Below are 24796 nucleotides of genomic sequence, written 5' to 3' on the forward strand. Positions count from 1 at the left end.
GCGGAGCTCACCGAGGAAGGGCTCGGGGTGAATCAGTGGGAGTCGACCCTCCACCGGCTGTGGCGAGTCCATACCCGGAACTCGCAGGTGACACATGTGGAGCGGCTGGCACGTAGCGACGGAGTAAGTGAAGACTGGCCAGAATGGGCACCCTCCTCCGTTCTGGAACGCCTGGCCGAGACGGGGGTCTCGGCGCCGTGGACGCACCAGATCGCCGCTGCGAACCTCGCTCGCTCCGGTAGCAATGTGATCATAGCCACGGGCACAGCGTCGGGAAAGTCGCTGGGCTTTCTGCTCCCGTGCGCGGACGCCGTAGAGCAGGGCGGGACCGTACTCTACCTGTCCCCCGCCAAAGCTCTCGCCGCAGATCAACGCCGTTTTCTCAGTGATCTCGACATTCCCGGACTACGGGCGGCGACCTACGACGGCGACACCCCGGGAGAGGAGCGCGCCTGGATCCGCGCGCACGCCAACTACGTACTGACCAACCCCGACATGCTGCACCACGCCATCCTCGGGCGGCACGCGGCGTGGTCGGGATTCTTGCGGCGGCTGCGCTACATCGTGATCGACGAGGCGCACCGCTACCGCGGGGTCTTCGGCTCCCACGTGGCGCAGATCATACGGCGGCTGCGGCGGGTCAGCGCCCGCTACCGCAGTGAGCCGACCTTCATCCTGGCCTCGGCGACCACGGGCACCCCGGAGGAGAGCGCGAGCCGCCTCATCGGCCTGCCGGTGCGCGCGGTTACCGAGGACGCGTCACCGCGCGCGGCGCTCAGCGTCGCCCTCGTCGAACCGGAGCTGACCGAGCAGCAGGGGGAGCACGGCGCCCCGGTGCGCCGCACGGCCACCGCCGAGGCCGCCGACATCCTCGCCGGGCTCGTCGAGGAGGGCGTGCGAACGCTCGCGTTCGTTCGCTCCCGGCAGGCCGCCGAGACCGTCGCCATGGCGACGCAGCGCGTCCTGAGCGATTCCCCGACGCGCGGCCTGTCCCGGCGGGTGGCCGCCTACCGGGCCGGGTACCTGGCGACCGACCGCAGGGAGCTGGAAGACGCATTGCGCAGCGGGGAACTGCTGGGGCTGGCGACGACGAGCGCTCTGGAGCTGGGGGTCGACATCACCGGCCTGGACGCCGTGCTGATGACCGGCTGGCCGGGCACCCTGGCGTCGCTGTGGCAGCAGGCGGGGCGCGCCGGACGGCGGGGCGACGACGCCCTGGCGGTGTTCATCGCCCGCGACGACCCGCTCGACACCTACCTCGTGCACCACCCGGAGGCCATCTTCGGCCGGCCGGTGGAGGCGGCGGTCATCGACCCCGACAATCCGTACGTGCTGGGGCCGCACCTGTGCGCGGCGGCGTCGGAGATCCCGCTGACATCCGACGATCTGGCGATCTTCGGCCCCGGTGCGGAGGCGGTGCTGGCCGATCTGGTGGGCCGGCGACTGCTCAGACGCCGGCCCCGCGGCTGGTTCTGGACGCGCCGCGAGCGCGCGAGCGACCTGGCCGACCTTCGGGGAACGGGCGGTCCGCCCGTGCAGATCGTCGACTCTGAGAGCGGGCAGCTCCTGGGCACGGTCGACCAGGCCGCCGCACACGGCACCGTCCATGACGGCGCGGTCTACCTGCACCAGGGCCTGACCTACGTGGTGGACGAGCTCGACCTGGAGGAGGGCGTGGCTCTGGTGCACGGGGAGATGCCCGAGTACAGCACCTGGGCGCGCGATGTCACCGAGATCCAGATCCTGCGTACACAGCGGGAGGAGGACTGGGGCCCGTCGGCCACCGTCCACTTCGGCGAGGTCGAGGTCACCCGCCAGGTCGTCGGCTACCTCAAGCGCGACGTCCGCACCGGCTCGGTCCTCGGCGAGCAGCCGCTCGACCTCCCGGAACGCACCCTGAACTCACGCGCGGTGTGGTGGACGCTGGCCACCGACGCCGCCGATCGGCTGCGCAAGGCCGACGTCGACCTCCGTGGAGCCGCCCACGCGGCCGAACACGCCGCCATCGGGCTGCTCCCCCTCTTCGCGACCTGCGACCGCTGGGACATCGGCGGCGTCTCGACCGCCCTGCACGCCGACACCGGCCGACTCACCGTGTTCGTCTACGACGGCCACGAAGGCGGCGCCGGCTTCGCCGAACGCGGCTACACCGCCGCCCAGGCCTGGCTGACGGCCACCCGTGAGGCGATCGCCGACTGCGAATGCGCGGACGGCTGCCCCTCGTGCATCCAGTCGCCCAAGTGCGGCAGCGGCAACGACCCCCTCAGCAAGTCCGGCGCCCTGCGGCTCCTGGACGAACTCCTCGCCGACGGCGCGCAGAGCAGCTGACGCGCTCGGCTCCGGAACGTGCCCGGCGGCGGGCATGGGCCCCTCGGTCGAGAGTCGACCTCGATCAGGGTCGGTGCTGTCAGGGTCGGTGCTGTCAGGGGCGATGCTGTGCCGTGAGCGTGGCGTTCCGCCACAGTCCGGTCGCCGGCGACGACCGGGCGCGGTCCCCGAGTTATCCACAGGCGGGAAATTCTTCTTCCGCCTGCTGATCAAGCTGGCGCAGCCTGGGTGCAGCCCACGCGGCTTCCCTGCGTCGCGTGTGGCCGGTCCTACTCGTAGGAGGCTGCAGTGTTGTCCTTGAGCACCTGGTCCTTGAGCACGTTGTCCCTGAGTACCCGGTTTTCATCGGGCACCCGCCCCCGACACCTCGCCGCACTGATTCTTCGCTGCTGTGCCCACAGCCGCGGCGTGGGCCGGTCCGTCGCCTCGCCGCCCCCGGCCGAGCACTCCCCGTGGAGCGGAACCGACCGCGGCATGTCGACCGCGGAGTACGCCCTGGGGACGGTCGCCGCGTGTGCTTTCGCGGCCGTGCTGTTCGCCATCCTGACCAGTTCCGAGGTGCGCGATGTGCTGACCCAGATGGTCACCGATGCCCTGCAGTCGGGCGGGTGACCGGGGCACGGTGACCGCCGAGACGGCCGTGGCTCTCCCTTCCCTCGTCCTTGTTCTGGGGGTCGGCCTCGCCGCTGTCCAGGCGGTCACCGTGCAGCTGGCGTGCGTCGACGCGGCGCGTATCGGTGCGCGGGCCCTTGCCCGGGGCGAGTCCGAGGACGCGGTGGTGGCGCTGGTCGCCAACGTGGCGCCGGACGCGGCCGATGCCGAGCTCTCCGAGGACGGCGGGTTCGCCCGGGTCGCGGTGAGCGCGCCGGTCCGGCTCGGCTCGGAGGTCACCGTGCCGATCGACGTCGTCGGCGAGGCCGCGACCCCGCTCGAACCCAGCAGCTCGACTCGGCAGTTCGGCCCCTCTAGCTGACAGGAGCCCGCCCATGCGTGTCGTGTCCGTCCCTCGCCGCCGATCCGACCTCGGCTCCGGCACGGTCTGGGTGCTCACCCTGTGCGCCGTCATCTGGTTCAGCGCGTTCGCCGCGGTGCTCGTGGCGAGCGTGCGTACCGATCGGCACAGGTCCGCCACCGCCGCCGATCTCGCCGCACTAGCGGGCGCCGAACAGGCGGCCCACGGGCGGCGGCGCAGTTGCGCGGTCGCACGTGAGGTGGCGCGGGCCAACGGCGCCCGGCTCGTCGACTGCGCGCTGACGGGGCTCACCCTGCGCGTGGAGGTGGATGTTCCCGCCCGCATGTGGCCGGGTTCGGTCCCCGCCGAGGCTCGGGCGGGGCCGATGACGGCCGAATGAGCCGGTGCCCCCTGACCACCTTCCTCAGCTTTCCCGCCGTGCCGAAAACCTCCCGCTGTGCCGAAGGCAGGTGCGTATGAACCTCCAGCTCTCCGACATCCCCCGCGAGGTCGTCCTCCGTATCGCCGCCCTGGTGAGAGACATGCCCGGTCCACCCCCACATCCCGCGGTACCTCCGGCTGGCCGTCGGACGCGCAGGCTGGGCCCGGCGGCGCTCGTGGTCGCCGCCATCGTGGGGTGTACCGGGTTCTCGACCACCGATCTCGAGTCCGGGCCGTCGCTCATGGGCGGACACCGCCATCGCCCCGACGCACACGGCCCCTCGCCGGGGCTCGATTGGGGCGGCGGCGTCCCCGGATGGCCGCACGGGGCGGAACCTCGGTCCCGCGACGGGCGGCCGACCGCACGTTTCCCGGTACCGGCGGTGCCCACCCGTCCGCCCCACCCGGTACCGCGCCCGCGTCCGGACCCTCCGCCTGTTCCGCCGCCCGTGCCGCGTCCCAGGCCGGAGCCTCGGCCCGCGTCCACGGAGTCGGCGTCCGACCCCGCGCCGGACCTCGGGATCCGTCCTGGAGCCGTGCCGCAACCCGGGGAGATCATCAACGGCCCGCGAATTCCCGTCGTCGGGGGCGGTGGCGGACGCACCGGGCGTGCCGGCCACGAGGCGGAGAAGACGCACCCTTCACGCGGTACCTCGGCGTCACCGCCGTCCGACGGTGCGGAGGAGCCTGATTCGCCGCCCTCGCCCTCAGCGTCCCCTTCGGCCGCGGAATCGACGGGCGGCCGATCGGCCGCAGCAGGTGCGGGGGAAGGCGGGACGTCCGCGGCGACGAAGAACCGAGGCCTCGTGCGCTTCGGCTACGCCCCGGCTGATTCCCTGTTGAGCACCGCCTCAGGAGCTGTAGGGACGGCGGCCACCTGGTGCCTGGCACTGCTGCTTGGTGCCACCTTGGCACTGCGGCTCAGTATCGGCTGGCCGCGCTTCTCGCCGTCCTACCGAGGGCGGCGCAGAAGCGACACCCGGCGCTAGGCCGTGTTTCCTGAATGCTTTCGGATCAGCGGGCGGCCGTCCGGAGCGGCGCAGCGAACATCGTTCCGGACGGCCGCGAGCCCGGAATGTTTCGAAAAACACGGCCTGGGTCACCCGGGGACCAGCTCGGAGATGAGTCCGGCGGCGAGGGGAACCACGCCGATGAGGACGAAGGCGGGCAGGAAGCACAGTCCGAGGGGAGCGACCACCAGGACACCGAGCCTCTGGGAGCGGGCAAGGGCCGCGCTCTGTGCGCTGCGCCGGGCCTCGGCGGCATGCCGCTCCAGGATGTCGGCGACGGGTGCTCCGGTCTCGGCGGCCCGGGCCATGACCCGGCCCACGGGGGCCAGCTCCTCGGTAGCGCCCAGCTCGCGCCAGACCGACGCGGGATCCGCACCGAGACGGAGCCGTTCGGCCGCCTCCCCCAGGAGGCGGCCGAGGGGACCGCCCACTGCTGTGGCGACGGCCGCCAGGACCCCCTCCATCGTGCAGCCCGCCCGCAGGCCCGCGACGACAAGGTCAATGGTCACCGGAAGCTCGGCGGCGATGCGCGCCTGCTCGTCCTTCCGGGAGCGGGCGTCGCCTCGGCGCCTCCGCCACCAGATCAGGCACCCGGCCATGAGCCCGGCGCCGACGCCGCCCACAGGGCCGACCACGGCGAAGGCGGCCAGTCCGATCAGCAGGGGGACGGCCGTTCGCGTGACCGGACGGCTGAGGCGCACGGTATCTGGGGAAGCGGACGCCTCCCGGGAGAGTGCGGCCAGGCGACGCCGCGCGACCGATCGCGGGGAGGGGCGGATGAGCAGGTGGACGGCTGTCACGGCCAAAACGATGACGCCGACCTCCAGCGCCGTCACCGTCCCGCCCTCGACGTGAAGGAGGCCGACGTCCGGCGCACCATGCGGTCGGTCCAGTACAGCCCGAGGACGTCGAGGGCGACCCCCGTCGCCAGGCAGGCGAGGCCGAGCGGCGTGCCGAACAGGAACGCCAGCGCTCCGCCGCCGAGGAGCGAGGCCATGGCCAGCCCGGCGACGGGAAGGACGCTCAGGAGCAGAGCGGTCGTGCGGGGCCCGGCGAGGTGGGCGGTCAGCTCTTGGCGCAGTTCCTCCTCACGCATCAGGCTCTCGGAGAGACGGTCGACGACGTCGGCGAGCCCGGCACCGGTACCGGCGGTCACCCGCCAGCAGGCGGCGAGATAGCGGAGTCCGGCCGTCCCAGGCAGGGCGGCGGTGGCTTCGAGTGCGGGCGCGAGATCCTCACCCGCGCGGGCCGCCGCCGTCACGGGGGCGAGTTCCGCCGTGACGCGAGGGTCCGCATCGGTGATGGCGGACTCTAGGGCGGCGGCCGGAGCGCGGCCCGCACGCAGTTCAGCGGCGAAGCTCCGGGTGAGCTCGACGACGGCCCGGCGCCTGCGGATCAGGTCGCGGCCGACGAGGCGGTGGAGGAGGTGTCGGCCGATCCGCACCGGCGCAAGGGTCCAGGGGCGTGCCTGCCCGTCGAGTGGACGGTCCCGGCGCCCCGGATGCCCGGGACCTCGTGCCGGTGTGCCGGCGGCGACGCGGCAGAGCGCGCGGAGGCGGGCCGTGGCAGAGCTCGGCAGGGACTGGGCGAGCACGTATCCGACGGCGCTGAGGAGGAGCGGCGCCGCGGCCCACCCCGACAGCGGATCGAGTGCGTCGAGCGGAAGCGGCACATCGCTGGCGCCACGCAGGGGGAGCAGAATACGGCTGGGGGTTCCTACGGTGTCGATCAACGGTCACCGCCAAGGGTCGGGTTCGAGGTCGCGGAGACGGGGACGGGTCGGCGCCACCCGTGACCGACACGGGCGGTGAGCTCGGAGATGCCGACGTGCTCGGCGACCGTGCCATCGGCCGGGAAGGTCACGGCGGGAACCGTTGTCACCAGGCCGGAGGCGTCACGGTGCAGGACACGCACCTCGGCCACGCGGCGCCGCCCGCCCGGATCGCGGACCACATGAACGACCAGCACGCGGGTCGCGGCGAGCTGGCTGTGCACCGCCTCGCGCCCGAGCCCGGCCGCGCAGCCCAGCGCCTCGATACGCGCGGGCAGATCGGCCGCCGTGTTGGCGTGCAGCGTGCATGCGCCGCCCTCGTGCCCGGTGTTGAGAGCGGCCAGGAGGTCGACGACCTCGGCGCCGCGTACCTCCCCCACGACGAGGCGGTCGGGACGCATTCGGAGTGCCTGGCGGACCAGCTGGTGCATGCTCACCTCGCCGGTCCCCTCGATGTTGGGTGGGCGTGCCTGCAGCCGGACGACATGCGGGTGCTCGGGGCCGAGTTCCGCCGAGTCCTCGACAAGCACGATGCGCTCCGCTGGGTCGACGAGGGAGAGGAGGGTGGACAGCAGCGTGGTCTTGCCCGTGCCGGTGCCGCCGCAGATGAGGAACGCGGCCCGCGCGGAGATCAGGGACTGGAGCAGCCGCGCGCCGATCGCGGGAACCGTGCCGCCGGCGACCAGCTCGGCGAGGGAGAACACGCGGTGCCGGGGCAGCCGCAGGGAGAGGCAGACCCCCTCCGGCGCGATCGGGGGAAGAACCGCGTGGAACCGCGCGCCGGATGGCAGCCGGGCGTCGCACCAGGGTGCGGCCGAGTCCAGGCGGCGCCCGGCTTGAGCGGCCAGGCGCTGGGCGAGGCGGCGGACGGCGTCGTCATCGGGGAAGCGCACGTCGGTGGTGCGGCGCAGCCCGTGGCCGTCGTCGATCCATACCCCGTCGGGGCCGTTGACCAGGATGTCGGTGATCTCGGGGGCGGCGAGCAGCGGGTCGAGCGGACCCGCCCCGGCCAGGTCGGCGCGGAGGAGCCGGACGATCGACAGGAGTTCGGCGTCGCCGAGCACGTCGCCCTCGGCGCGCAGGGCCGCGGCCACCCGGGCGGGGCTCGCCTCGGCGCCCTCGCGGACCAGTCGGGCGCGGACGGCGGCCAGGAGCGCGGGATCGGGGGCGGGCGCCGGTGCGGAGCGTGGCGCGGTGGCGTTCACCGGGCGGCCCCCGCTTCGGCGGGGTGCTCCGCCCGCAGGCGGGCGAGGAAGCGGTCGGCGAACCTCGCCAGCGGGGAACCGCGGTGGTCGGCCGGGGCGTCACCGCGATCGAGGACGGCGGTCAGATCGCGCTCCTTCGCGATGTCGTCGGCGAGCGGGAGGCGCAGAGCGCGGGCGATATCGGCGGCGGGCAGATCGGCATCGGCCGCGCGGGTCACAACGCGTACGTCGGCCACATGGTCGCGGAGCCGCGGCGCGAGCCGCTGAGCGGCCATCACCGCCTGCACCGCCGCGGGGACCACGAGCAGCGCGGTGGTGGTGCGGCGCAGTGCCTCCTCCGCCCCGGCGTCCAGGGCCCGGGGGAGGTCGGTCACGACGAGATCGGAGCCGTGCGCGGCCGAGGTGAGCACGGCCCGCATCGCGGGGGTGGGCACCGGCTGCGCCGCTCCGCGTTCCCAGGTGAGCAGCGAGAGTCCGCGTACGACGGGAAGTGCGCCGCGCACGGCCGACCAGTCCATCCGTCCCTCTCGCGCGAGCAGATCGCCCCACCGGCCGCCCTCTGCGTGCTCTTCGCCGAGGAGCACGTCGAGGCCGACGCCGAGCGGGTCGGCGTCGATCAGCGCCGTGCACAGCCCGGCCCGCGCACCTCCGAGCGCCAGCGCGATGGCGAGCAGGCTCGCGCCCGCGCCGCCGCGGCCACCGATGACCGAGACCACCGGTGCCCTGCCCGCCCGAGGTCGGCTGGACTCGGCGAACAGCTCGGCCAGGGCGGCTTCGTCATGGGGGAGCGAGAACACGGCGCGGGCGCCGACGCGACGAGCGGCGGTGCCGACGGGGTGGTCGGGCGCCGCGTATCTGAGGCCGTCGCGCCCCGCGGCGACGACGTTCAGGTGCGGTTCGGGTTCGAGGTCGGCGAGCGCGGGCAGCAGGTCGGCCCCGGCGACGATGAGGGGCGCCTGGGACCAGTCGCGCCCGGCGTGGGCGGTGGTGTGCGCGACGGTGACGTCGATGGCGGCGGCTGCGGCCAGCCGCAGCAGGTCGTCGAGGAGTTCGGGGGCATCGGTGATGACGAGGGGGCGCGGGGCGGTCGGGACATCCATTGTGGGTTCTCCCTGCGTGTGCGGTCGGGAGAACCACGATCACCGGCCACGGAGCATCCGGGAAAGTTCGATCCACAACCTGTGGATGACTTTCCCGAATGGCGGCGTGGAGTCTCTCGATTGGCGCCTTCGGCCCGGCGGGTGCGGAGGAGAAGCGGCGGCGAAGAGATAGGGAAGGGCCCGGAATAGCCGACAGGAATGGCAGCGGACGTGGCGACGGCCCCGCCGGGGGATGGCGGGGCCGTCGTACGGTCCGGCTCCGGGGGGTAGAGCCGGCTCCGTATTCCAGGGAGGCTTACAGAAGCGGCGGCCGGGAACTCGCTCGGGCTCCGGGCCGGTGACCACATCGTCACACGAGTTGGGGAGATGCGCTAGGTGCGCAGACCATAACGCGGGGAACTAGGGGTGCGCTCCGACGACCCGGAATCGACTTCGTGGCAGGGGATCCACGCCGAGACGGATGATCGGACATACTCTCAATCCAAGTGACAGACCTAGCACGTAACGTTACCACGATGGCCGTCGCGGGGTCCGGGTGAGGGGAAGGCGATGGGAGATTGCCGAGACGAGGGGTCTTTTCAAAGCCCCTGATCAGGCGTAGAAAGGAATTGAAGGTGGACACGGGCCACCAGACACGGCTCCCGGGTACCCACGCGTCACTAAGCCGCGGGAGGCAGGTCCAGGCCAGACGTTTCGCCTGGTCGGACGATATAACTTGCACGCATGATAACTCGTTGAGACGTGTCAGCGGCGGCGCCTTGAATCGGCCACATCGGGTCGGCGGGGCGCCGCTCGCATGTTCCGCGCACCCCCACTGAATGCGCGGAGTAGCCGTTCTCGTCGTCGGAAAAGTAATCCAACCGAGACCCGTGGCGCCCGTTCGTATGTTCCGACCATTCACCGCGTCCGCGGCCCCCGGTGCCGAGTCCGTGGATCGTGGATGTCAGCCGCGTTTCAGCGCCTCACACGTCGCCAGCGAGTCCCGCGCGCCGGCCTCCACCGCCCGGCAGCAGTACACGACCCACGCCCCCACGCCCTCCGGTGTCGCGGTCAGGTAGCCGCGCAGGGCGGGGCCGTACTCGTCCCGCAACTCCTCATGCCCCAGCTCCGAGGGCACCAGCGACTTCGGGTCCAGCCCGCGCTCGATCAGCGTGAGGCGCTCGGCGGCGCGCGCGATGATCCCGTCGCCCCACCCGAACGGGCGCAGCGCGGCCAGTTCCCCGTGGACGACCGCGCCCACCACCAGCGCAGGAACCGACGACCGGGTGGAGAGCAGCCTGTTCAGGGCGCGCAGCCGGGCCGCCACCTCGGCGGTAGTGGGCGCGGTACCGATGCCCAGCGGATCGTCCGCCGACTCCTCCTGCGCGCGGGGCCGACCCAGCCGCTCCGCCGGAACACCGTCGGCGGCGGCCAGCGTGTGCAGCCGCGCGAGCACCTGGTGTGGGGCCTTCGGCCACGTCTCCGTCAGCGTGCCCAGCTCACCGGAGACGCGGAGCGCGCCCTTGACGCGAGGATCCTCGCTCGCCCCGGAGCGGACGTGCTCCAGGGTCTCCACGGCGGCGTCGGCCCCCTCAAGAAGCGCGGACGCGCGTGCTCCCCGCAACGCCGACTCCATGGAGACGTCGGAGCTCCGACGGCGCAGCACGCGATGGCCGAGAAGGCGGTCGACGACGTCCCGCGCCTGCTCAACGGCCTCGCCGACGCCGGGAAGTTCCGCGATCCGCTGCAAGGGATCCACTGACGATGCACTCACAAACCCAAACCCTACGCGTGAGTAATAGCTGGGTGGTCCTCACCTCCCCTTGTGGGTAACACCACCCGCTTGATGAAGTGGTCTCGACCACATGGTTTATTGAGTCATACGACACACCAGTGAGGAGACCCAACAGTGGCTGAGACTCCCCAGGGGCAGGGGCACGAAACACTGTCCAACCTTCTTCAGGAGTCGCGGAGGTTCCCCCCGCCTGCGGACCTCGCCGCTCACGCCAACGCCACGGCCGACACCTACACGGCCGCTGAGGCCGACCGCCTCGGCTTCTGGGAGGATCAGGCGCGCCGGTTGACGTGGGGCCGGCCCTGGGACACGGTGCTGGAGTGGAACCCGCCCTTCGCGAAATGGTTCACCGGCGGCACGCTCAACGCCGCCGTCAACTGCCTTGACCGGCATGTGGACGCGGGGCGCGGCGACCGGGTCGCCTACTACTGGGAGGGCGAGCCCGGCGACACCCGCACCATCACCTATGCCCAGCTCAAAGACCAGGTTTGCCAGGCGTCCAACGCGCTGCTCGAACTCGGCGTGACCAAGGGCGACCGCGTCGCCATCTACATGCCGATGATCCCCGAGACGGTCGTCGCCATGCTCGCCTGCACCCGCATCGGCGCCGTGCACATGGTGGTCTTCGGCGGTTTCTCCGCCGACGCGCTCGGCACCCGGATCGACGACAGCGAGGCCAAGGTCGTCGTCACCGCCGATGGCGGCTACCGGCGCGGCAAGGCCAGCTCCCTCAAACCGGCCGTCGACGAGGCCGTCGCCAGCCGCCCCACGGTCGAGCACGTCCTTGTCGTGCGCCGCACCGGCCAGGACGTCGACTGGACCGACGGGCGCGACGTGTGGTGGCACGAGGTCGTCGACCGCCAGAGCACCGAACACGCGGCGGAGGCGCACGACGCCGAGCACCCGCTGTACATCATGTACACCAGTGGCACCACGGCGAAGCCGAAGGGCATCCTGCACACCACCGGGGGCTATCTCACCCAGGTCGCCTACACCCACTGGGCGGTGTTCGACCTCAAGCCAGAGACCGACATCTTCTGGACCGCCGCCGACATCGGCTGGGTGACCGGCCACTCCTACATCGTCTACGGCCCGCTGTGCAACGGAGCCACCTCGGTGATGTACGAGGGCACCCCCGACACCCCCCACAAGGGCCGCTTCTGGGAGATCGTGGAGAAGTACCGGGTCTCCATCGCCTACATGGCGCCGACGGCCATCCGCACCTTCATGAAGTGGGGCGAGGACATCCCCGCCGGGTTCGACATGTCCTCCCTGCGGGTGCTGGGCTCGGTGGGCGAGCCCATCAACCCCGAGGCCTACATGTGGTACCGGAAGAACATCGGTGGCGACCGCACGCCCATCGTCGACACGTGGTGGCAGACCGAGACCGGCGCGATCATGGTCTCCCCGCTCCCCGGCGTCACCGAGGGCAAGCCGGGAGCCGCCATGCGTCCGGTGCCCGGCATCGTCGCCGACGTCGTGGACGAGGAGGCCAAGCCCGTTCCCAACGGGGGCGGCGGGTTCATCGTCGTCCGCGAGCCCTGGCCGTCCATGCTGCGCGGTATCTGGGGCGACCCGGAGCGCTACAAGGACACCTACTGGTCGCGGTTCGAGGGCCTGTACTTCCCGGGCGACGGCGCCAAACGCGACGAGGACGGCGATATCTGGCTGCTCGGCCGCGTCGACGACGTCATGCTCGTCTCGGGCCACAACATCTCCACGACCGAGGTGGAGTCCGCGCTGGTCTCCCACTCCAAGATCGCCGAGGCGGCGGTCGTGGGTGCCAGCGACCCGGTCACCGGACAGGGCATCGTCGCGTTCGTGATTCTGCGCGGCGAGGCGGGGGACGGCGGTGACGGCCTCGTCAAGGAGCTGCGCGACCACGTCAGTGCCTCGCTCGGCCCGATCGCCAAGCCCCGCCAGGTCATGGTCGTGCCGGAGCTGCCCAAGACCCGCTCCGGCAAGATCATGCGCCGCCTCCTGCGCGACGTCGCGGAGAACCGGCAGCTCGGCGACGTCACCACCCTCACCGACTCCTCGGTGATGGACGTGATCGCGGCGAAGCTGCCCGAAGCGAAGGGCGACGAGTAGCGGCCGCGAGCAGCTACGAGGGCGCGGGAGGCCGGAAAAGATCAGCGGTCCAGCGGGTCTTCGGATAGCGCGGGCAACGAGCGAACGGGCACCCGGCGGGACGCTCGGGCGACCCCGTGCGGGCGCCCCACCGGGCACCGCGTCCGTGCCCGCCGCCTCTCCCACGCCCTCCCGTGCCCCGGCGCTACGCCGGGGCACGGCTTCTCACCGATCGGGTGCGCCCGTCCGGTCAAGCGCGCCTCGTGAGGTGCACGTGGCGCGATATGTGCAAGGATGCGTGTGACGTTTGCCGGAATGAAGGGAGCCACCTCGATGCCCGAGACCCGATCGGGTGGCCAGGGGCCTGAGGCGCCCAATACCGATGAGCGCTCGCTGGGAGAGCTCGTCTCCGAGGCCAGCGGGAACCTCTCCCGCCTCATGCGCCTGGAGCTGGAACTCGCGAAGCTGGAGATCGCCCGGGACGCGCGGCAGGTCGCCAAAAGCTCCGTGCTGTTCATCGTCGCCGCGGTCATGGGCCACATGGTGCTCATCCTGGCGTCGATCACCGCAGGCCTCGCCCTGTATGCCCTCGGCCTCGCCCCCTGGCTGGCCTTCCTCATCGTCACGGCCTTCTACGTGGTGATCGCCGGGATACTCATCTTCATCGGCCAGCGCAAGCTGCAACGGCTCCAGGGGATGCCCCGGACCAGCTCGACCATGGCCACGACCATGGCGGTGCTGCGGCGCGAGCACCCGGCCGATCTCTGAGCCGCGCGCCGCGGGCGAGGGCCGGGTCAGCCAATGAGCCATGACTGAGGAGTCCGCCGTCCTGATCGATGGACCCTGGACGCACAGGACGGTCAGTGCCGCCGGCACCCGCTTCCACGCGGCCGAGGCCGGAACCGGCCCCTTGGTTCTGCTGCTGCACGGATTCCCGCAGTTCTGGTGGTCCTGGCACGAGCAGCTGGTGGCCCTCGCAGAGGCCGGATACCGGGCGGTCGCGGTGGACCTGCGCGGCTACGGGGCCAGCGACAAGCCGCCGCGCGGCTATGACCTCGTCACCCTGGCATCGGACGCCGCCGGGCTCATCCGTGCCCTCGGCGAGGGCGAAGCCGTCGTCGTCGGGCACGCCTCCGGCGGCTTGCTCGGCTGGACGATGGCGACGTACTTTCCGAAGTCGGTGCGGCGCCTGGCGGTCCTCTCCATGCCCCATCCCCTGCGACTCCGCGGGGCGCTGGCGTCCTCCGGACAGGCCTGGGCCGGGCGGCACCTCCTCGGCTTCCAGGTGCCGATGCTCCCCGAACGCCGTCTCGTCGCGCACGACGCCGCGCGCGTGGCCGAGATGCTGCACGACTGGTCGCGGCCCGGATGGCCGGACCCCACGACGGAGCGCCGCACCCGCGATGCCTTCCAGATCCCCGGGGTGGCGCACAGCTCCCTGGAGTTCCACCGCTGGCTGTTCCGCTCCCAGGTGCGCCCGGACGGACGGCGCTACATGCGGCGCATGCAGCGCCTCATCGGAGTGCCCACCCTGCACGTTCACGGAGCGCTGGACTCCTACCTGCTCCCGGCGACGGCGCGGGGGTCCGGGCGCTACGTCAACGCCCCCTATCGCTGGCGGGTGATCGAGGGGGCCGGGCACTTCCCGCACCAGGAGCAGCCGCAGCGCGTCAACTCCGCTCTCATAGGCTGGTTGAACGACACCGAGCCCGACACGTGAGCGGCTGATCGGCGGGCGAACCGGGGGCGCGAGCACGCGAATCGGAGCATGCGCGCAGCGCGGGGGAGGAAAGGAACGGCATGAGCGGCACGAGTGGTGCAGGCAGTACCGGCAACACCGGCGAGAAGGACACGGCGCAGGCCGCCCGGGACCGCGATCCCCAGGGCCGGGCGCAGAACCAGCGCCCGCGCGACCGCTTCGGGCGCCCGCTCCCGCACGGCTCCCCCGGGGTGCCACGCGTGCCAGATGACGCGGTCTTCACCCCGGAGGAAGGGCTCACCGAGGCCCAGCGGCTACTGGACGACGGCTACGCCTTCAACGCCCACGAGGTCCTGGAGGCCGTCTGGAAGGCGGCCCCGGAGCCCGAGCGCGAACTGTGGCGGGGGCTCGCTCAGGTCGCCGTTGGGCTGACGCACGCGCAGCGAGGCAACCGCGTCGGCGCCGAGCGTCTGCTGCGCCGTGGCGCCGAACGTGTGGCCGCCTATGGGCCGTCAGCTCCGCACGGCGTGGACGCGCTGGGGGCCGCCGCCCAGGGGCGTGCGGTGGCCGACACGCTGGCCGATGGGACACAGCCAGCGGAGGGGATCGGCGGCGGTTTAGCGGACGAGGACGGCAACGGTGACGCAGCCGTGATCCCGGTCGACACCTCCGCACTGCGCCTGCGCCGCGCCGATCCGCGGAGCGGCGCCTAGCAAACCCGCGACAGGCGGCGCCAAAGCCAGTCTGACCTGCGCAGTTACCGGGTATGCGGTACGTACAACCGCATTCACCTCGGCGTGCGCTGAGCCACATCCTCGCCGAATCGCTGGCGGATGACGTCGAAGTCGGGTTGGCTAGGGACCGTATTGGGGGGCATCGCCATTATCGCCCGCGGGTGTTCACCCGCTGCGGCCGTTGGCTGTTACTGATGTTACGCATTCCGCTTTTGCGGCAGTATGTGGATTTTTACCCCTAATGTCTCGTTGCTTCAATTCTGATGGTGGACGAGAATTATGTCCGCCCATAAAGGTAAATTTCCTACTTTGAAGATCACCGTGTGATCACATATCCAGAGCGGTGTGCGGAAGATTGCGCCCCGCCCTCACTTTTCGCGTCGGCGGTGCGTAGAATCCCCGAGCATCGTGCCCGTTGAATGCGGCGGAATCGATGAATTTAATACATACATCAGTGGTGGCACCCCGCAAGACCCTGCTGCGCGTGCCGATGACCCTTCTGTTCGGGGCCACTCCGGACGGCGGTGCGCACAAGCGCGGGTCCGGAACGTGCCCGTCTCATAGGAGGACGGTTTGTCTGGGCTTAGCCTCGCTGCCGTAGGTGGCAACGGCCTGGCTCTGGAGGGCATGAATTTCACGCTGGTCATCGTGGTGCTGGTGGTGGCGCTCCTCGCGCTCGCCGTTGCCGGGATGCTGGTTCGTGAAGTTCTCGCCGCGGGCCAGGGAACCGAGCGGATGCAGAGCATCGCGCTTGCGGTACAGGAAGGGGCGGGGGCGTATCTCAAGCGCCAGTTCCGCACCCTGATCATATTCGTCGTCGCCATTCCCCTACTTCTCCTCCTTCTGCCCGCCGACAGCGAAGCCGTCCGTTACGGGCGATCGCTGTTCTTCGCGCTCGGCGCGATCCTCTCCGCGGTGACCGGATTCATCGGAATGTGGCTTGCGGTGCGGGGAAATGTCCGGGTCGCGGCCGCCGCGCGTGAGGGCGGTGAGAACAGCGGGCGCACCGCGATGCGGATCGCGTTCCGCACGGGCGGCGTCGCCGGCATGATCACCGTCGGCCTCGGGCTCCTCGGCGCCTCGATCGTCGTCCTGACGTACCAGGGCGACGCCCCCTTGGTGCTGGAGGGCTTCGGCTTCGGTGCCGCGCTGCTCGCGATGTTCATGCGTGTCGGCGGCGGCATCTTCACCAAGGCCGCCGACGTCGGTGCCGACCTGGTCGGAAAGGTCGAGCAGGGCATCCCGGAGGACGACCCGCGCAACGCCGCCACCATCGCGGACAACGTGGGTGACAACGTCGGCGACTGCGCCGGTATGGCGGCCGACCTGTTCGAGTCCTACGCCGTGGTGCTCGTCGCCTCACTGATCCTCGGCCGGGTCGCGTTCGGCGTGGAAGGCCTGGTCTTCCCGCTGCTGGTGCCGATGATCGGTGTCATCACCGCCATGATCGGGATCTTCGTCGTCGCACCGCGGCCCAAGGACAAGACCGCGATGGCCGCGATCAACCGGGGCTTCTTCATCTCGGCGATCATCTCCGCCGTCCTCGTCGCCGGTACCGCCGTGGCCTACCTGCCGAGCACTTTTGACGAGCTCGGCGGCGTCAGCGCGGAGATCGCAGCCCACGACGGAAACCCGCAGCTCATCGCGATCGGGGCCGTGCTCGTCGGCCTCGTCCTCGCGGCCGCGATCCAGCTACTCACCGGCTACTTCACCGAGACCAACCGGCGACCGGTCCGGGAGATCGGGGAGAGCTCGCAGACGGGCGCTGCCACGGTGATCCTCTCCGGCATCTCGGTCGGTCTGGAGTCCGCCGTCTACTCCGCCGTCCTTATCGCCGCGGCGGTCTACGCGGCCTTCCTGCTCGGTGGAACGTCCATCACGGTCAGCCTGTTCGCGGTCGCCCTGGCCGGTACCGGGCTGCTCACCACGGTCGGTGTCATCGTGGCCATGGACACCTTCGGGCCGGTCTCCGACAACGCCCAGGGCATCGCCGAGATGTCCGGCGATGTCGAGGGCAAGGGCGCCGACATCCTCACCAGCCTCGACGCCGTCGGCAACACGACCAAGGCCATCACCAAGGGCATCGCGATCGCCACAGCGGTGCTCGCCGCGACCGCGCTGTTCGGGGCGTTCCGCACCTCGGTTGAGGAGGCGCTCGGCGCGCAGGCCGCCACGTTCAGCCTCTCCATCGACCAGCCCAACGTCCTCGTCGGCGTGATCATCGGTGCCGCGGTGGTGTTCCTCTTCTCCGGCCTCGCCGTGATGGCGGTCGGCCGAGCGGCGGGACGTGTGGTGCTGGAGGTTCGCGACCAGTTCCGCAACCGTCCGGGAATCATGGACGGCACCGAGAAGCCCGAGTACGCGCGGGTCGTCGACATCTGCACCCGCGACTCCCTGCGCGAGCTGGTCACGCCTGGACTGCTGGCGGTGCTCACCCCGATCGCCGTCGGCTTCGCCCTGGGATACGCCCCCTTGGGCGCGTTCCTCGGCGGCGCGATCGCGGCAGGTGCGCTCATGGCCGTGTTCCTGGCCAACTCCGGCGGCGCCTGGGACAACGCCAAGAAGCTCGTGGAGGACGGGCACTACGGCGGCAAGGGCTCCGAGGCCCATGAGGCCACGGTCATCGGTGACACGGTGGGCGACCCGTTCAAGGACACGGCCGGCCCGGCGATCAACCCGCTGCTGAAGGTGATGAACCTCGTCGCGCTGATCATCGCACCGAGCGTGGTCATCTACGCGGGCAACGTCGGCCTCCGCGTCGGTGTCGCGGTGGTGGCGGTGGCGATCATCATCGGCGCGATCGTGTGGTCCAAGCGCCGTTCCGACGGCGGCCCCATGCCGACTCCGGTCGCGACGGGCGGGGACACCCCGGCGGTTGAGTCCGCCGAAGAGGGCGTCGATCCCGCGGCGCCGTCCCTCAACGGCAAGAAGTCCGCACCGGCTGGCGAGAGCGACGGCGACAACGACGACAAGGCGGAGGCGCGTGCCTCCGACGGCGGAGTCACGGAGTAGTCGCAAGGACCAGGCGGCAAGGAACAAGAAACGATGTTCCGACGTGTCCTTATCCAGATCAAGCTGCCAGAGGATGGCATCAGCGGATGCCCCGGGTGACAAGGAGGCGCGACCCGGGTCATCCGTCACGGACAACTAGATAGGAGGGTGGCCGTCTGAGCCAGAGAGGCTTCGGGCGGCCACCTTTGTGTGTCTGCCGAGCCACAGTTGCGTGTCTGAGCGTGGAGGGGAGGGAGACGGTTCCCCCAGGGACAGGTGGATGATCTGGATCTGCTGTCGCGCCACTGCGAGGGTGGGTTCTGTGGAATGCAGGGGACGCGGCTGAGTGAGAGATCCAGCCTCATAGGCTGGAGAAACCTAGCGCCGGAGTGACAGAGACAACGAGGGAGTGGCGGCTGGTGTCGGGAGCCAAGGGACTCGCCATCGTCCTGGCGGTGATGGTCGGCTTCATGGTCGCGCTGGCGATCATCGCAATGCTGGTGTCGCCATGACGACAGGTAAGCGACTGATCATTCTCCGGCACGCCAAGGCCGAGCACGGTTACGTCGGCACAGACCATGAGCGGGAGCTGACGGACAAGGGGCGCAAGCAGGCGCAAAAGGTAGGGGCGCTGCTGACGGAAGCGGACTGCATCCCCGACCACGTCATCTGTTCCACCGCCGTGCGCACCCGCCAGACACTCGACCTGGCGATGGAGCGGATGCCCCGTCGGCCGACGGTGGACTACGAGAGCGCCGCCTACATGGCGGGGATCGACACGATCTTCGACCTGATCAACGTCGTCGATGCGGACATCGAGACCCTGATGGTGGTCGGCCACAACCCGACTATGGCCCAGCTCGCCGCAGCGTTCCTAGAGGACGAGCCGTTGATGTCGTTCCCGACGGCCAGCGTCGCCCTCGTCAACCTGGAGGTCGACTGGCTGTACGCCGCACCGGGGATTGGGACGGCGCAGATCCTGACGTGACGGAGGCCCCGCCGTGAGGGGAGTTTCGCAGGTGAAGGGCGCGATGTATTGCGCCTGATGTCCGAGTTGGCGCAAACGGTAGCGACGGGTATAGTTCACCGAGTCGCTTCAAGGGGTCCGGCGGAGTTCGGGTCCTGGGGCGGCGGTCTTCTTTCCGGTCGCACGCGGGCCTGGCCCGGTGGGAGCGGCCGCTCTTCGCACGGTTCGACGCACGGATTTCGCCTGGCATACTGGCGTGTGCCCGGACAGCAATTCCGTGTCGGAAATCGTGTGCGGGCGGGTTTTATCGGGAGAGCGAACGCGAAACCGCCGATTTGGCGGGGCCCGCAGCCACCTGATAAAGTGAAGACACAACAAAGCGGAACGCACCGCCTCAACAGAAAAGCCAGACCAGGCAAATGACAGGTCGGCTCGTATGGGATGAGCGGTTGTTTCTTGAGAACTCAACAGCGCGTGTTTGTTTTTCTTTCAGCCAAGTTTGTTTTGGCCCCTTTTGAGCACACGGAACCCTTGGTGGTTGCGGGGTGCTCGGGGTTCCTTTGATTGGCCATGATGCGAGTCATGGTCGGTCAGGGTTATCTCTTCCAGGTTTACCCGCCATGCTTCGGCACGGCCGGGTTGTTTGGCCTTTGATGGAGAGTTTGATCCTGGCTCAGGACGAACGCTGGCGGCGTGCTTAACACATGCAAGTCGAGCGGTAAGGCCCCTTCGGGGGTACACGAGCGGCGAACGGGTGAGTAACACGTGAGCAACCTGCCCCTGACTCTGGGATAAGCCGTGGAAACGCGGTCTAATACCGGATACGACACCCTGCCGCATGGCGGGGTGTGGAAAGTACTTGTCGGTTGGGGATGGGCTCGCGGCCTATCAGCTTGTTGGTGGGGTGAAGGCCTACCAAGGCGATTACGGGTAGCCGGCCTGAGAGGGCGACCGGCCACACTGGGACTGAGACACGGCCCAGACTCCTGCGGGAGGCAGCAGTGGGGAATCTTGCGCAATGGGCGAAAGCCTGACGCAGCGACGCCGCGTGGGGATGACGGCCTTCGGGTTGTAAACCTCTTTTACCACTCACGCAGGCCCGGGTTTTCTTGGGTTGACGGTAGGTGGGGAATAAGGACCGGCTAACTACGTGCCAGCAGCCGCGGTAATACGTAGGGTCCGAGCGTTGTCCGGAATTATTGGGCGTAAAGAGCTCGTAGGCGGTGTGTCGCGTCTGCTGTGAAAGGCTGGGGCTTAACCCTGGTTTTGCAGTGGATACGGGCATGCTAGAGGTAGGTAGGGGAGACTGGAATTCCTGGTGTAGCGGTGAAATGCGCAGATATCAGGAGGAACACCGGTGGCGAAGGCGGGTCTCTGGGCCTTACCTGACGCTGAGGAGCGAAAGCGTGGGGAGCGAACAGGATTAGATACCCTGGTAGTCCACGCCGTAAACGTTGGGCGCTAGGTGTGGGGGCTTTCCACGGTTCCCGTGCCGTAGCTAACGCATTAAGCGCCCCGCCTGGGGAGTACGGCCGCAAGGCTAAAACTCAAAGGAATTGACGGGGGCCCGCACAAGCGGCGGAGCATGTTGCTTAATTCGACGCAACGCGAAGAACCTTACCAAGGTTTGACATCACCGGTAAACCATCGGAGACGGTGGGTCCTTTTGGGATCGGTGACAGGTGGTGCATGGCTGTCGTCAGCTCGTGTCGTGAGATGTTGGGTTAAGTCCCGCAACGAGCGCAACCCTTGTTCCATGTTGCCAGCACGTGATGGTGGGGACTCATGGGAGACTGCCGGGGTCAACTCGGAGGAAGGTGGGGATGACGTCAAGTCATCATGCCCCTTATGTCTTGGGCTGCAAACATGCTACAATGGCCGGTACAGTGGGCGTGCGATGCCGTGAGGTGGAGCGAATCCCTAAAAGCCGGTCTCAGTTCGGATTGGGGTCTGCAACTCGACCCCATGAAGGTGGAGTCGCTAGTAATCGCGGATCAGCAGTGCCGCGGTGAATACGTTCCCGGGCCTTGTACACACCGCCCGTCACGTCATGAAAGTCGGCAACACCCGAAACCTGCGGCCTAACCAGCTTGCTGGGGGGAGTGGGTGAAGGTGGGGCTGGCGATTGGGACGAAGTCGTAACAAGGTAGCCGTACCGGAAGGTGCGGCTGGATCACCTCCTTTCTAAGGAGTCTTATGGGCTGGTCGTGACATCGGCTGTTGTGGTCGGTGGCGGTCGGCGGACTCGAAAGTGGACCCAGGAGCAGGGTTTAGGCCTCGGTCTGGACCTGGCGCTGCTGGGATGGCTGAACTGAGAGACGAACTTCTGCACCTCGTCCTGGAAGACGGGGTGCGGGCGCGCTGTTGGGTGTCTGAGGATGCAACCGCTGGTTGTGTTCCTGCGTGCCACCCTGACGAAGACCCGCGTGGTCGCCTCGTCTCGCTGGTGCTGGTCGGCTGTTTCTCGGTTGGCTGGTGGTGCAGCGGGTGAGGGTTTGATCGCAGTGTGCGGTGTTGTGGTTGGGTGTGTGGCTGGTGTTTTGATTCGTGGATAGTGTGCGCGAGCATCTTGTATCTGTGGTGGCCAAGTTAGTGTGGCATACGGTGGATGCCTTGGCACCAGGCGCCGATGAAGGACGTGGGAGGCCGCGATAGGCCGCGGGGAGCTGTCAACCGAGCTGTGATCCGTGGGTGTCCGAATGGGGAACCTAGCCCGAGTTGTGTCGGGTTGCCGCCGTCTGAATGTATAGGGCGGTTGGTGGTGACGCGGGAAGTGAAACATCTCAGTACCCGTAGGAAGAGAAAACAACAGTGATTCCCTGAGTAGTGGTGAGCGAAAGGGATGGTGGCTAAACCGTGCGCGTGTGATAGACGGCAGTTGTTGCGTGTGCGGGGTTGTGGGATGTGCATGTTCGGGCCTGCCGGCCCGGAGCGCTGATGGTTGTTCTAGCCGAAGCCGTTGGGAAGCGGTACCGGAGTGGGTGAGAGTCCCGTAGGTGAAGGAACAGCCTAGGCGTTTGCATTCTCCCGAGTAGCGCGGAGCCCGAGGAATTCCGTGTGAATCTGGCAGGACCACCTGTCAAGCCTGAATACGTCCTGGTGACCGATAGTGCACAAGTACCGTGAGGGAAAGGTGAAAAGTGCCCCGGTGAGGGTCGTGAAATAGTACCTGAAACCGTGTGCTGTCAAGCCGTCAGAGCTCCTGCTTGCAGGGTGATGGCGTGCCTTTTGAAGAATGAGCCTGCGAGTTATGGTGTGTGGCGAGGTTAACCCGGGTGGGGTAGCCGTAGCGAAAGCGAGTCTGAAGAGGGCGAACATAGTCGCATGCTGTAGACCCGAAGCGGGGTGATCTACCCATGGCCAGGGTGAAGCGGCTGTAAGAGGTCGTGGAGGCCCGAACCCACCAGGGTTGAAAACCTGGGGGATGAGCTGTGGGTAGGGGTGAAAGGCCAATCAAACTCCGTGATAGCTGGTTCTCCCCGAAATGCATTTAGGTGCAGCGTCGTGTGTTGCTTGCCGGAGGTAGAGCGACTGGTTGGCTGATGGGCCCGACAAGGTTACTGAGGTCAGCTAAACTCCGAATGCCGGTTTAAGTTATAGCGCGGCAGTGAGACTGCGGGGATAAGCTTCGTAGTCGAGAGGGAAACAGCCCAGATCATCAGCTAAGGCCCCTAAGCGTGTGCTAAGTGGGAAAGGTTGTGGAGTTGCTGAGACAACCAGGAGGTTGGCTTAGAAGCAGCCATCCTTTAAAGAGTGCGTAATAGCTCACTGGTCAAGTGATTCTGCGCCGATAATGTAGCGGGGCTGAAGCACACCGCCGAAGCTGTGAAGCCCGGGCTTAGGTCCGGGTTGGTAGGGGAGCGTCGTGCGTCCGGTGAAGCCTCGGGGTGACCTAGGGGTGGAGGGTGTGCGAGTGAGAATGCAGGCATGAGTAGCGAAACACACGTGAGAAACGTGTGCGCCGATTGACTAAGGGTTCCTGGGGCAGGTTAATCCGCCCAGGGTGAGTCGGGGCCTAAGGCGAGGCCGACAGGCGTAGTCGATGGATAACGGGTTGATATTCCCGTACCCGTTCACACGCGCCCAGTACCGAGTCCTTTGATGCTAACCACCACTGAAGCGGTGGTGTGCCTTCGGGTGCGCTGTCGTGGAGGCGTGGGACCCAGGAGGGTAGTAGGTAAGTGATGGGGTGACGCAGGAGGGTAGCTCTACCGGGCGGTGGTTGTCCCGGGATAAGCGTGTAGCCCGAGAGATAGGCAAATCCGTCTCTCGTTACATGGGTGAGGCGTGATGTCGAGCCGTTTGTGGTGAAGTGAGTGATCCCGTGCTGTCGAGAAAAGCCTCTAGCGAGTGTGTGGGCGGCCCGTACCCGAAACCGACGCAGGTGGTCTGGTAGAGAATACCGAGGCGTTCGGGTGAACCATGGTTAAGGAACTCGGCAAATTGTCCCCGTAACTTTGGGAGAAGGGGAGCCCTGTCTGGTGATGGCCTTTGCGGTCTGAGCTGGGTGGGGTCGCAGATACCAGGGGAAGCGACTGTTTATTAAAAACACAGGTCCGTGCGAAGTCGTAAGACGCGGTATACGGACTGACGCCTGCCCGGTGCTGGAACGTTAAGAGGACCGGTTAGACGCGTTTACGTGTCGAGGCTGGGAATCTAAGCGCCAGTAAACGGCGGTGGTAACTATAACCATCCTAAGGTAGCGAAATTCCTTGTCGGGTAAGTTCCGACCTGCACGAATGGCGTAACGACTTCCCCGCTGTCTCAACCATGGGCCCGGTGAAATTGCACTACGAGTAAAGATGCTCGTTTCGCGCAGCAGGACGGAAAGACCCGGGACCTTCACTATAGCTTGACATTGGTGTTTGGGATGGTTTGTGTAGGATAGGTGGGAGCCGGTGAAGCCGCCACGCTAGTGGTGGTGGAGGCGTTGGTGAAATACCACTCTGGCTGTTTCGGGCATCTAACCCGCACCCGTGATCCGGGTGGGGGACAGTGTCTGGTGGGTAGTTTAACTGGGGCGGTTGCCTCCTAAAGGGTAACGGAGGCGCCCAAAGGTTCCCTCGGCCTGGTTGGCAATCAGGTGGTGAGTGTAAGTGCACAAGGGAGCTTGACTGTGAGACGGACGTGTCGAGCAGGTGCGAAAGCAGGGACTAGTGATCCGGCACCGGCGTGTGGAAGCGGTGTCGCTCAACGGCTAAAAGGTACCCCGGGGATAACAGGCTGATCTTCCCCAAGAGTCCGTATCGACGGGATGGTTTGGCACCTCGATGTCGGCTCGTCGCATCCTGGGGCTGGAGTTGGTCCCAAGGGTTGGGCTGTTCGCCCATTAAAGCGGCACGCGAGCTGGGTTTAGAACGTCGTGAGACAGTTCGGTCCCTATCCGCTGTGCGCGTTGGAGACTTGAGAAGGGCTGTCCCTAGTACGAGAGGACCGGGACGGACGAACCTCTGGTGTGCCAGTTGTTCCGCCAGGAGCATGGCTGGTTGGCTACGTTCGGGAGGGATAACCGCTGAAAGCATCTAAGTGGGAAGCTTGCTTCGAGATGAGGTCTCCTGCCCCTAAGAGGGGGTAAGGCTCCCAGTAGACGACTGGGTTGATAGGCCGGGTGTGGAAGCCTTGTGAGGGGTGGAGCTGACCGGTACTAATCGGCCGAGGGCTTGTCCACCGCAGATGGCTGGGTGCTCGCGCACACTATTTCATCACTCTTGAAGGTAGGGGTGGTGGAGCGTGATGATCGCACACGAATCGTTT

The 24796-nt window shown here is 68.2% G+C and carries 16 protein-coding genes and 2 rRNA genes; 13 read left to right on the top strand and 5 right to left on the bottom strand.

Annotation, left to right across the window (positions count from 1 at the left end; genetic code table 11):
* Window positions 1-87 precede the first annotated feature (87 nt).
* From CDO52_RS03065 to CDO52_RS03080, 4 genes are all read left to right on the top strand, one after another.
* A complete protein-coding gene (locus tag CDO52_RS03065) occupies window positions 88-2328 on the top strand; it encodes a DEAD/DEAH box helicase (protein WP_094932790.1) in 2241 nt (746 codons plus the stop codon).
* 408 nt (window positions 2329-2736) lie between these two features.
* Complete coding sequence (locus CDO52_RS03070; RefSeq protein ID WP_017621889.1) at window positions 2737-2940, top strand: DUF4244 domain-containing protein; 204 nt, start codon at window positions 2737-2739, stop codon at window positions 2938-2940.
* Window positions 2941-2950: 10 nt separating this feature from the next.
* Entirely contained in the window at window positions 2951-3301 is a 351-nt protein-coding gene (locus CDO52_RS03075) for a TadE family type IV pilus minor pilin (RefSeq protein ID WP_017621890.1), read from the top strand.
* 13 nt (window positions 3302-3314) lie between these two features.
* Window positions 3315-3680: an Rv3654c family TadE-like protein gene (locus CDO52_RS03080; protein WP_017621891.1), complete on the top strand. Its 366-nt coding sequence runs from the start codon at window positions 3315-3317 to the stop codon at window positions 3678-3680.
* A 1140-nt stretch (window positions 3681-4820) separates the two neighbouring features.
* Here the strand turns inward: CDO52_RS03080 and CDO52_RS03085 are convergent.
* From CDO52_RS03085 to CDO52_RS03105, 5 genes are all read right to left on the bottom strand, one after another.
* Entirely contained in the window at window positions 4821-5567 is a 747-nt protein-coding gene (locus CDO52_RS03085; RefSeq protein ID WP_017621892.1) for a type II secretion system F family protein, read from the bottom strand.
* The gene (locus CDO52_RS03090) at window positions 5564-6463 is read right to left on the bottom strand and encodes a type II secretion system F family protein (RefSeq protein ID WP_232524370.1); all 900 of its coding nucleotides are present in this window, start codon (window positions 6461-6463) and stop codon (window positions 5564-5566) included. Before CDO52_RS03090 ends, CDO52_RS03085 begins: the two co-directional genes overlap by 4 nt.
* A complete protein-coding gene (locus tag CDO52_RS03095; RefSeq protein ID WP_017621894.1) occupies window positions 6460-7707 on the bottom strand; it encodes a TadA family conjugal transfer-associated ATPase in 1248 nt (415 codons plus the stop codon). The genes CDO52_RS03090 and CDO52_RS03095 overlap by 4 nt, the downstream gene beginning before the upstream one ends.
* Complete coding sequence (gene ssd, locus CDO52_RS03100) at window positions 7704-8807, bottom strand: septum site-determining protein Ssd (RefSeq protein WP_094932190.1); 1104 nt, start codon at window positions 8805-8807, stop codon at window positions 7704-7706. The genes CDO52_RS03095 and ssd overlap by 4 nt, the downstream gene beginning before the upstream one ends.
* 943 nt (window positions 8808-9750) lie before the next feature.
* Entirely contained in the window at window positions 9751-10560 is an 810-nt protein-coding gene (locus CDO52_RS03105; RefSeq protein WP_026126449.1) for a Fic family protein, read from the bottom strand.
* A 135-nt stretch (window positions 10561-10695) separates the two neighbouring features.
* Between CDO52_RS03105 and acs the strand changes: the two genes are divergently transcribed.
* The 9 genes from acs (at window position 10696) to CDO52_RS03145 (ending at window position 24711) form a co-directional block, all read left to right on the top strand.
* Window positions 10696-12672, top strand: coding sequence for an acetate--CoA ligase (gene acs / locus CDO52_RS03110; protein WP_094932191.1), 1977 nt, complete (start codon window positions 10696-10698; stop codon window positions 12670-12672).
* A 312-nt stretch (window positions 12673-12984) separates the two neighbouring features.
* A complete protein-coding gene (locus CDO52_RS03115) occupies window positions 12985-13419 on the top strand; it encodes a phage holin family protein (RefSeq protein WP_033302439.1) in 435 nt (144 codons plus the stop codon).
* Between the two features lie 40 nt (window positions 13420-13459).
* Entirely contained in the window at window positions 13460-14371 is a 912-nt protein-coding gene (locus CDO52_RS03120) for an alpha/beta fold hydrolase (protein ID WP_017621899.1), read from the top strand.
* Window positions 14372-14451: 80 nt separating this feature from the next.
* The gene (locus tag CDO52_RS03125; RefSeq protein WP_017621900.1) at window positions 14452-15063 is read left to right on the top strand and encodes a DUF309 domain-containing protein; all 612 of its coding nucleotides are present in this window, start codon (window positions 14452-14454) and stop codon (window positions 15061-15063) included.
* A 648-nt stretch (window positions 15064-15711) separates the two neighbouring features.
* Window positions 15712-18096 carry a sodium-translocating pyrophosphatase gene (locus CDO52_RS03130; RefSeq protein WP_017621901.1) on the top strand — a complete coding sequence of 795 codons (2385 nt, stop codon included), beginning with the start codon at window positions 15712-15714 and terminating at the stop codon, window positions 18094-18096.
* A 368-nt stretch (window positions 18097-18464) separates the two neighbouring features.
* Window positions 18465-18587, top strand: coding sequence for a hypothetical protein (locus CDO52_RS29040; protein WP_269769172.1), 123 nt, complete (start codon window positions 18465-18467; stop codon window positions 18585-18587).
* The gene (locus CDO52_RS03135; protein WP_017621903.1) at window positions 18584-19063 is read left to right on the top strand and encodes a SixA phosphatase family protein; all 480 of its coding nucleotides are present in this window, start codon (window positions 18584-18586) and stop codon (window positions 19061-19063) included. The genes CDO52_RS29040 and CDO52_RS03135 overlap by 4 nt, the downstream gene beginning before the upstream one ends.
* A 629-nt stretch (window positions 19064-19692) precedes the next feature.
* Window positions 19693-21226: ribosomal RNA gene (locus tag CDO52_RS03140) — 16S ribosomal RNA — on the top strand.
* A gap of 397 nt (window positions 21227-21623) precedes the next feature.
* Window positions 21624-24711 (top strand): 23S ribosomal RNA (locus CDO52_RS03145).
* Together the 16S and 23S rRNA genes form the textbook arrangement of a ribosomal RNA operon.
* Window positions 24712-24796: the final 85 nt, after the last annotated feature.

This window comes from Nocardiopsis gilva YIM 90087 (assembly GCF_002263495.1).
Lineage (GTDB): Bacteria > Actinomycetota > Actinomycetes > Streptosporangiales > Streptosporangiaceae > Nocardiopsis_C > Nocardiopsis_C gilva.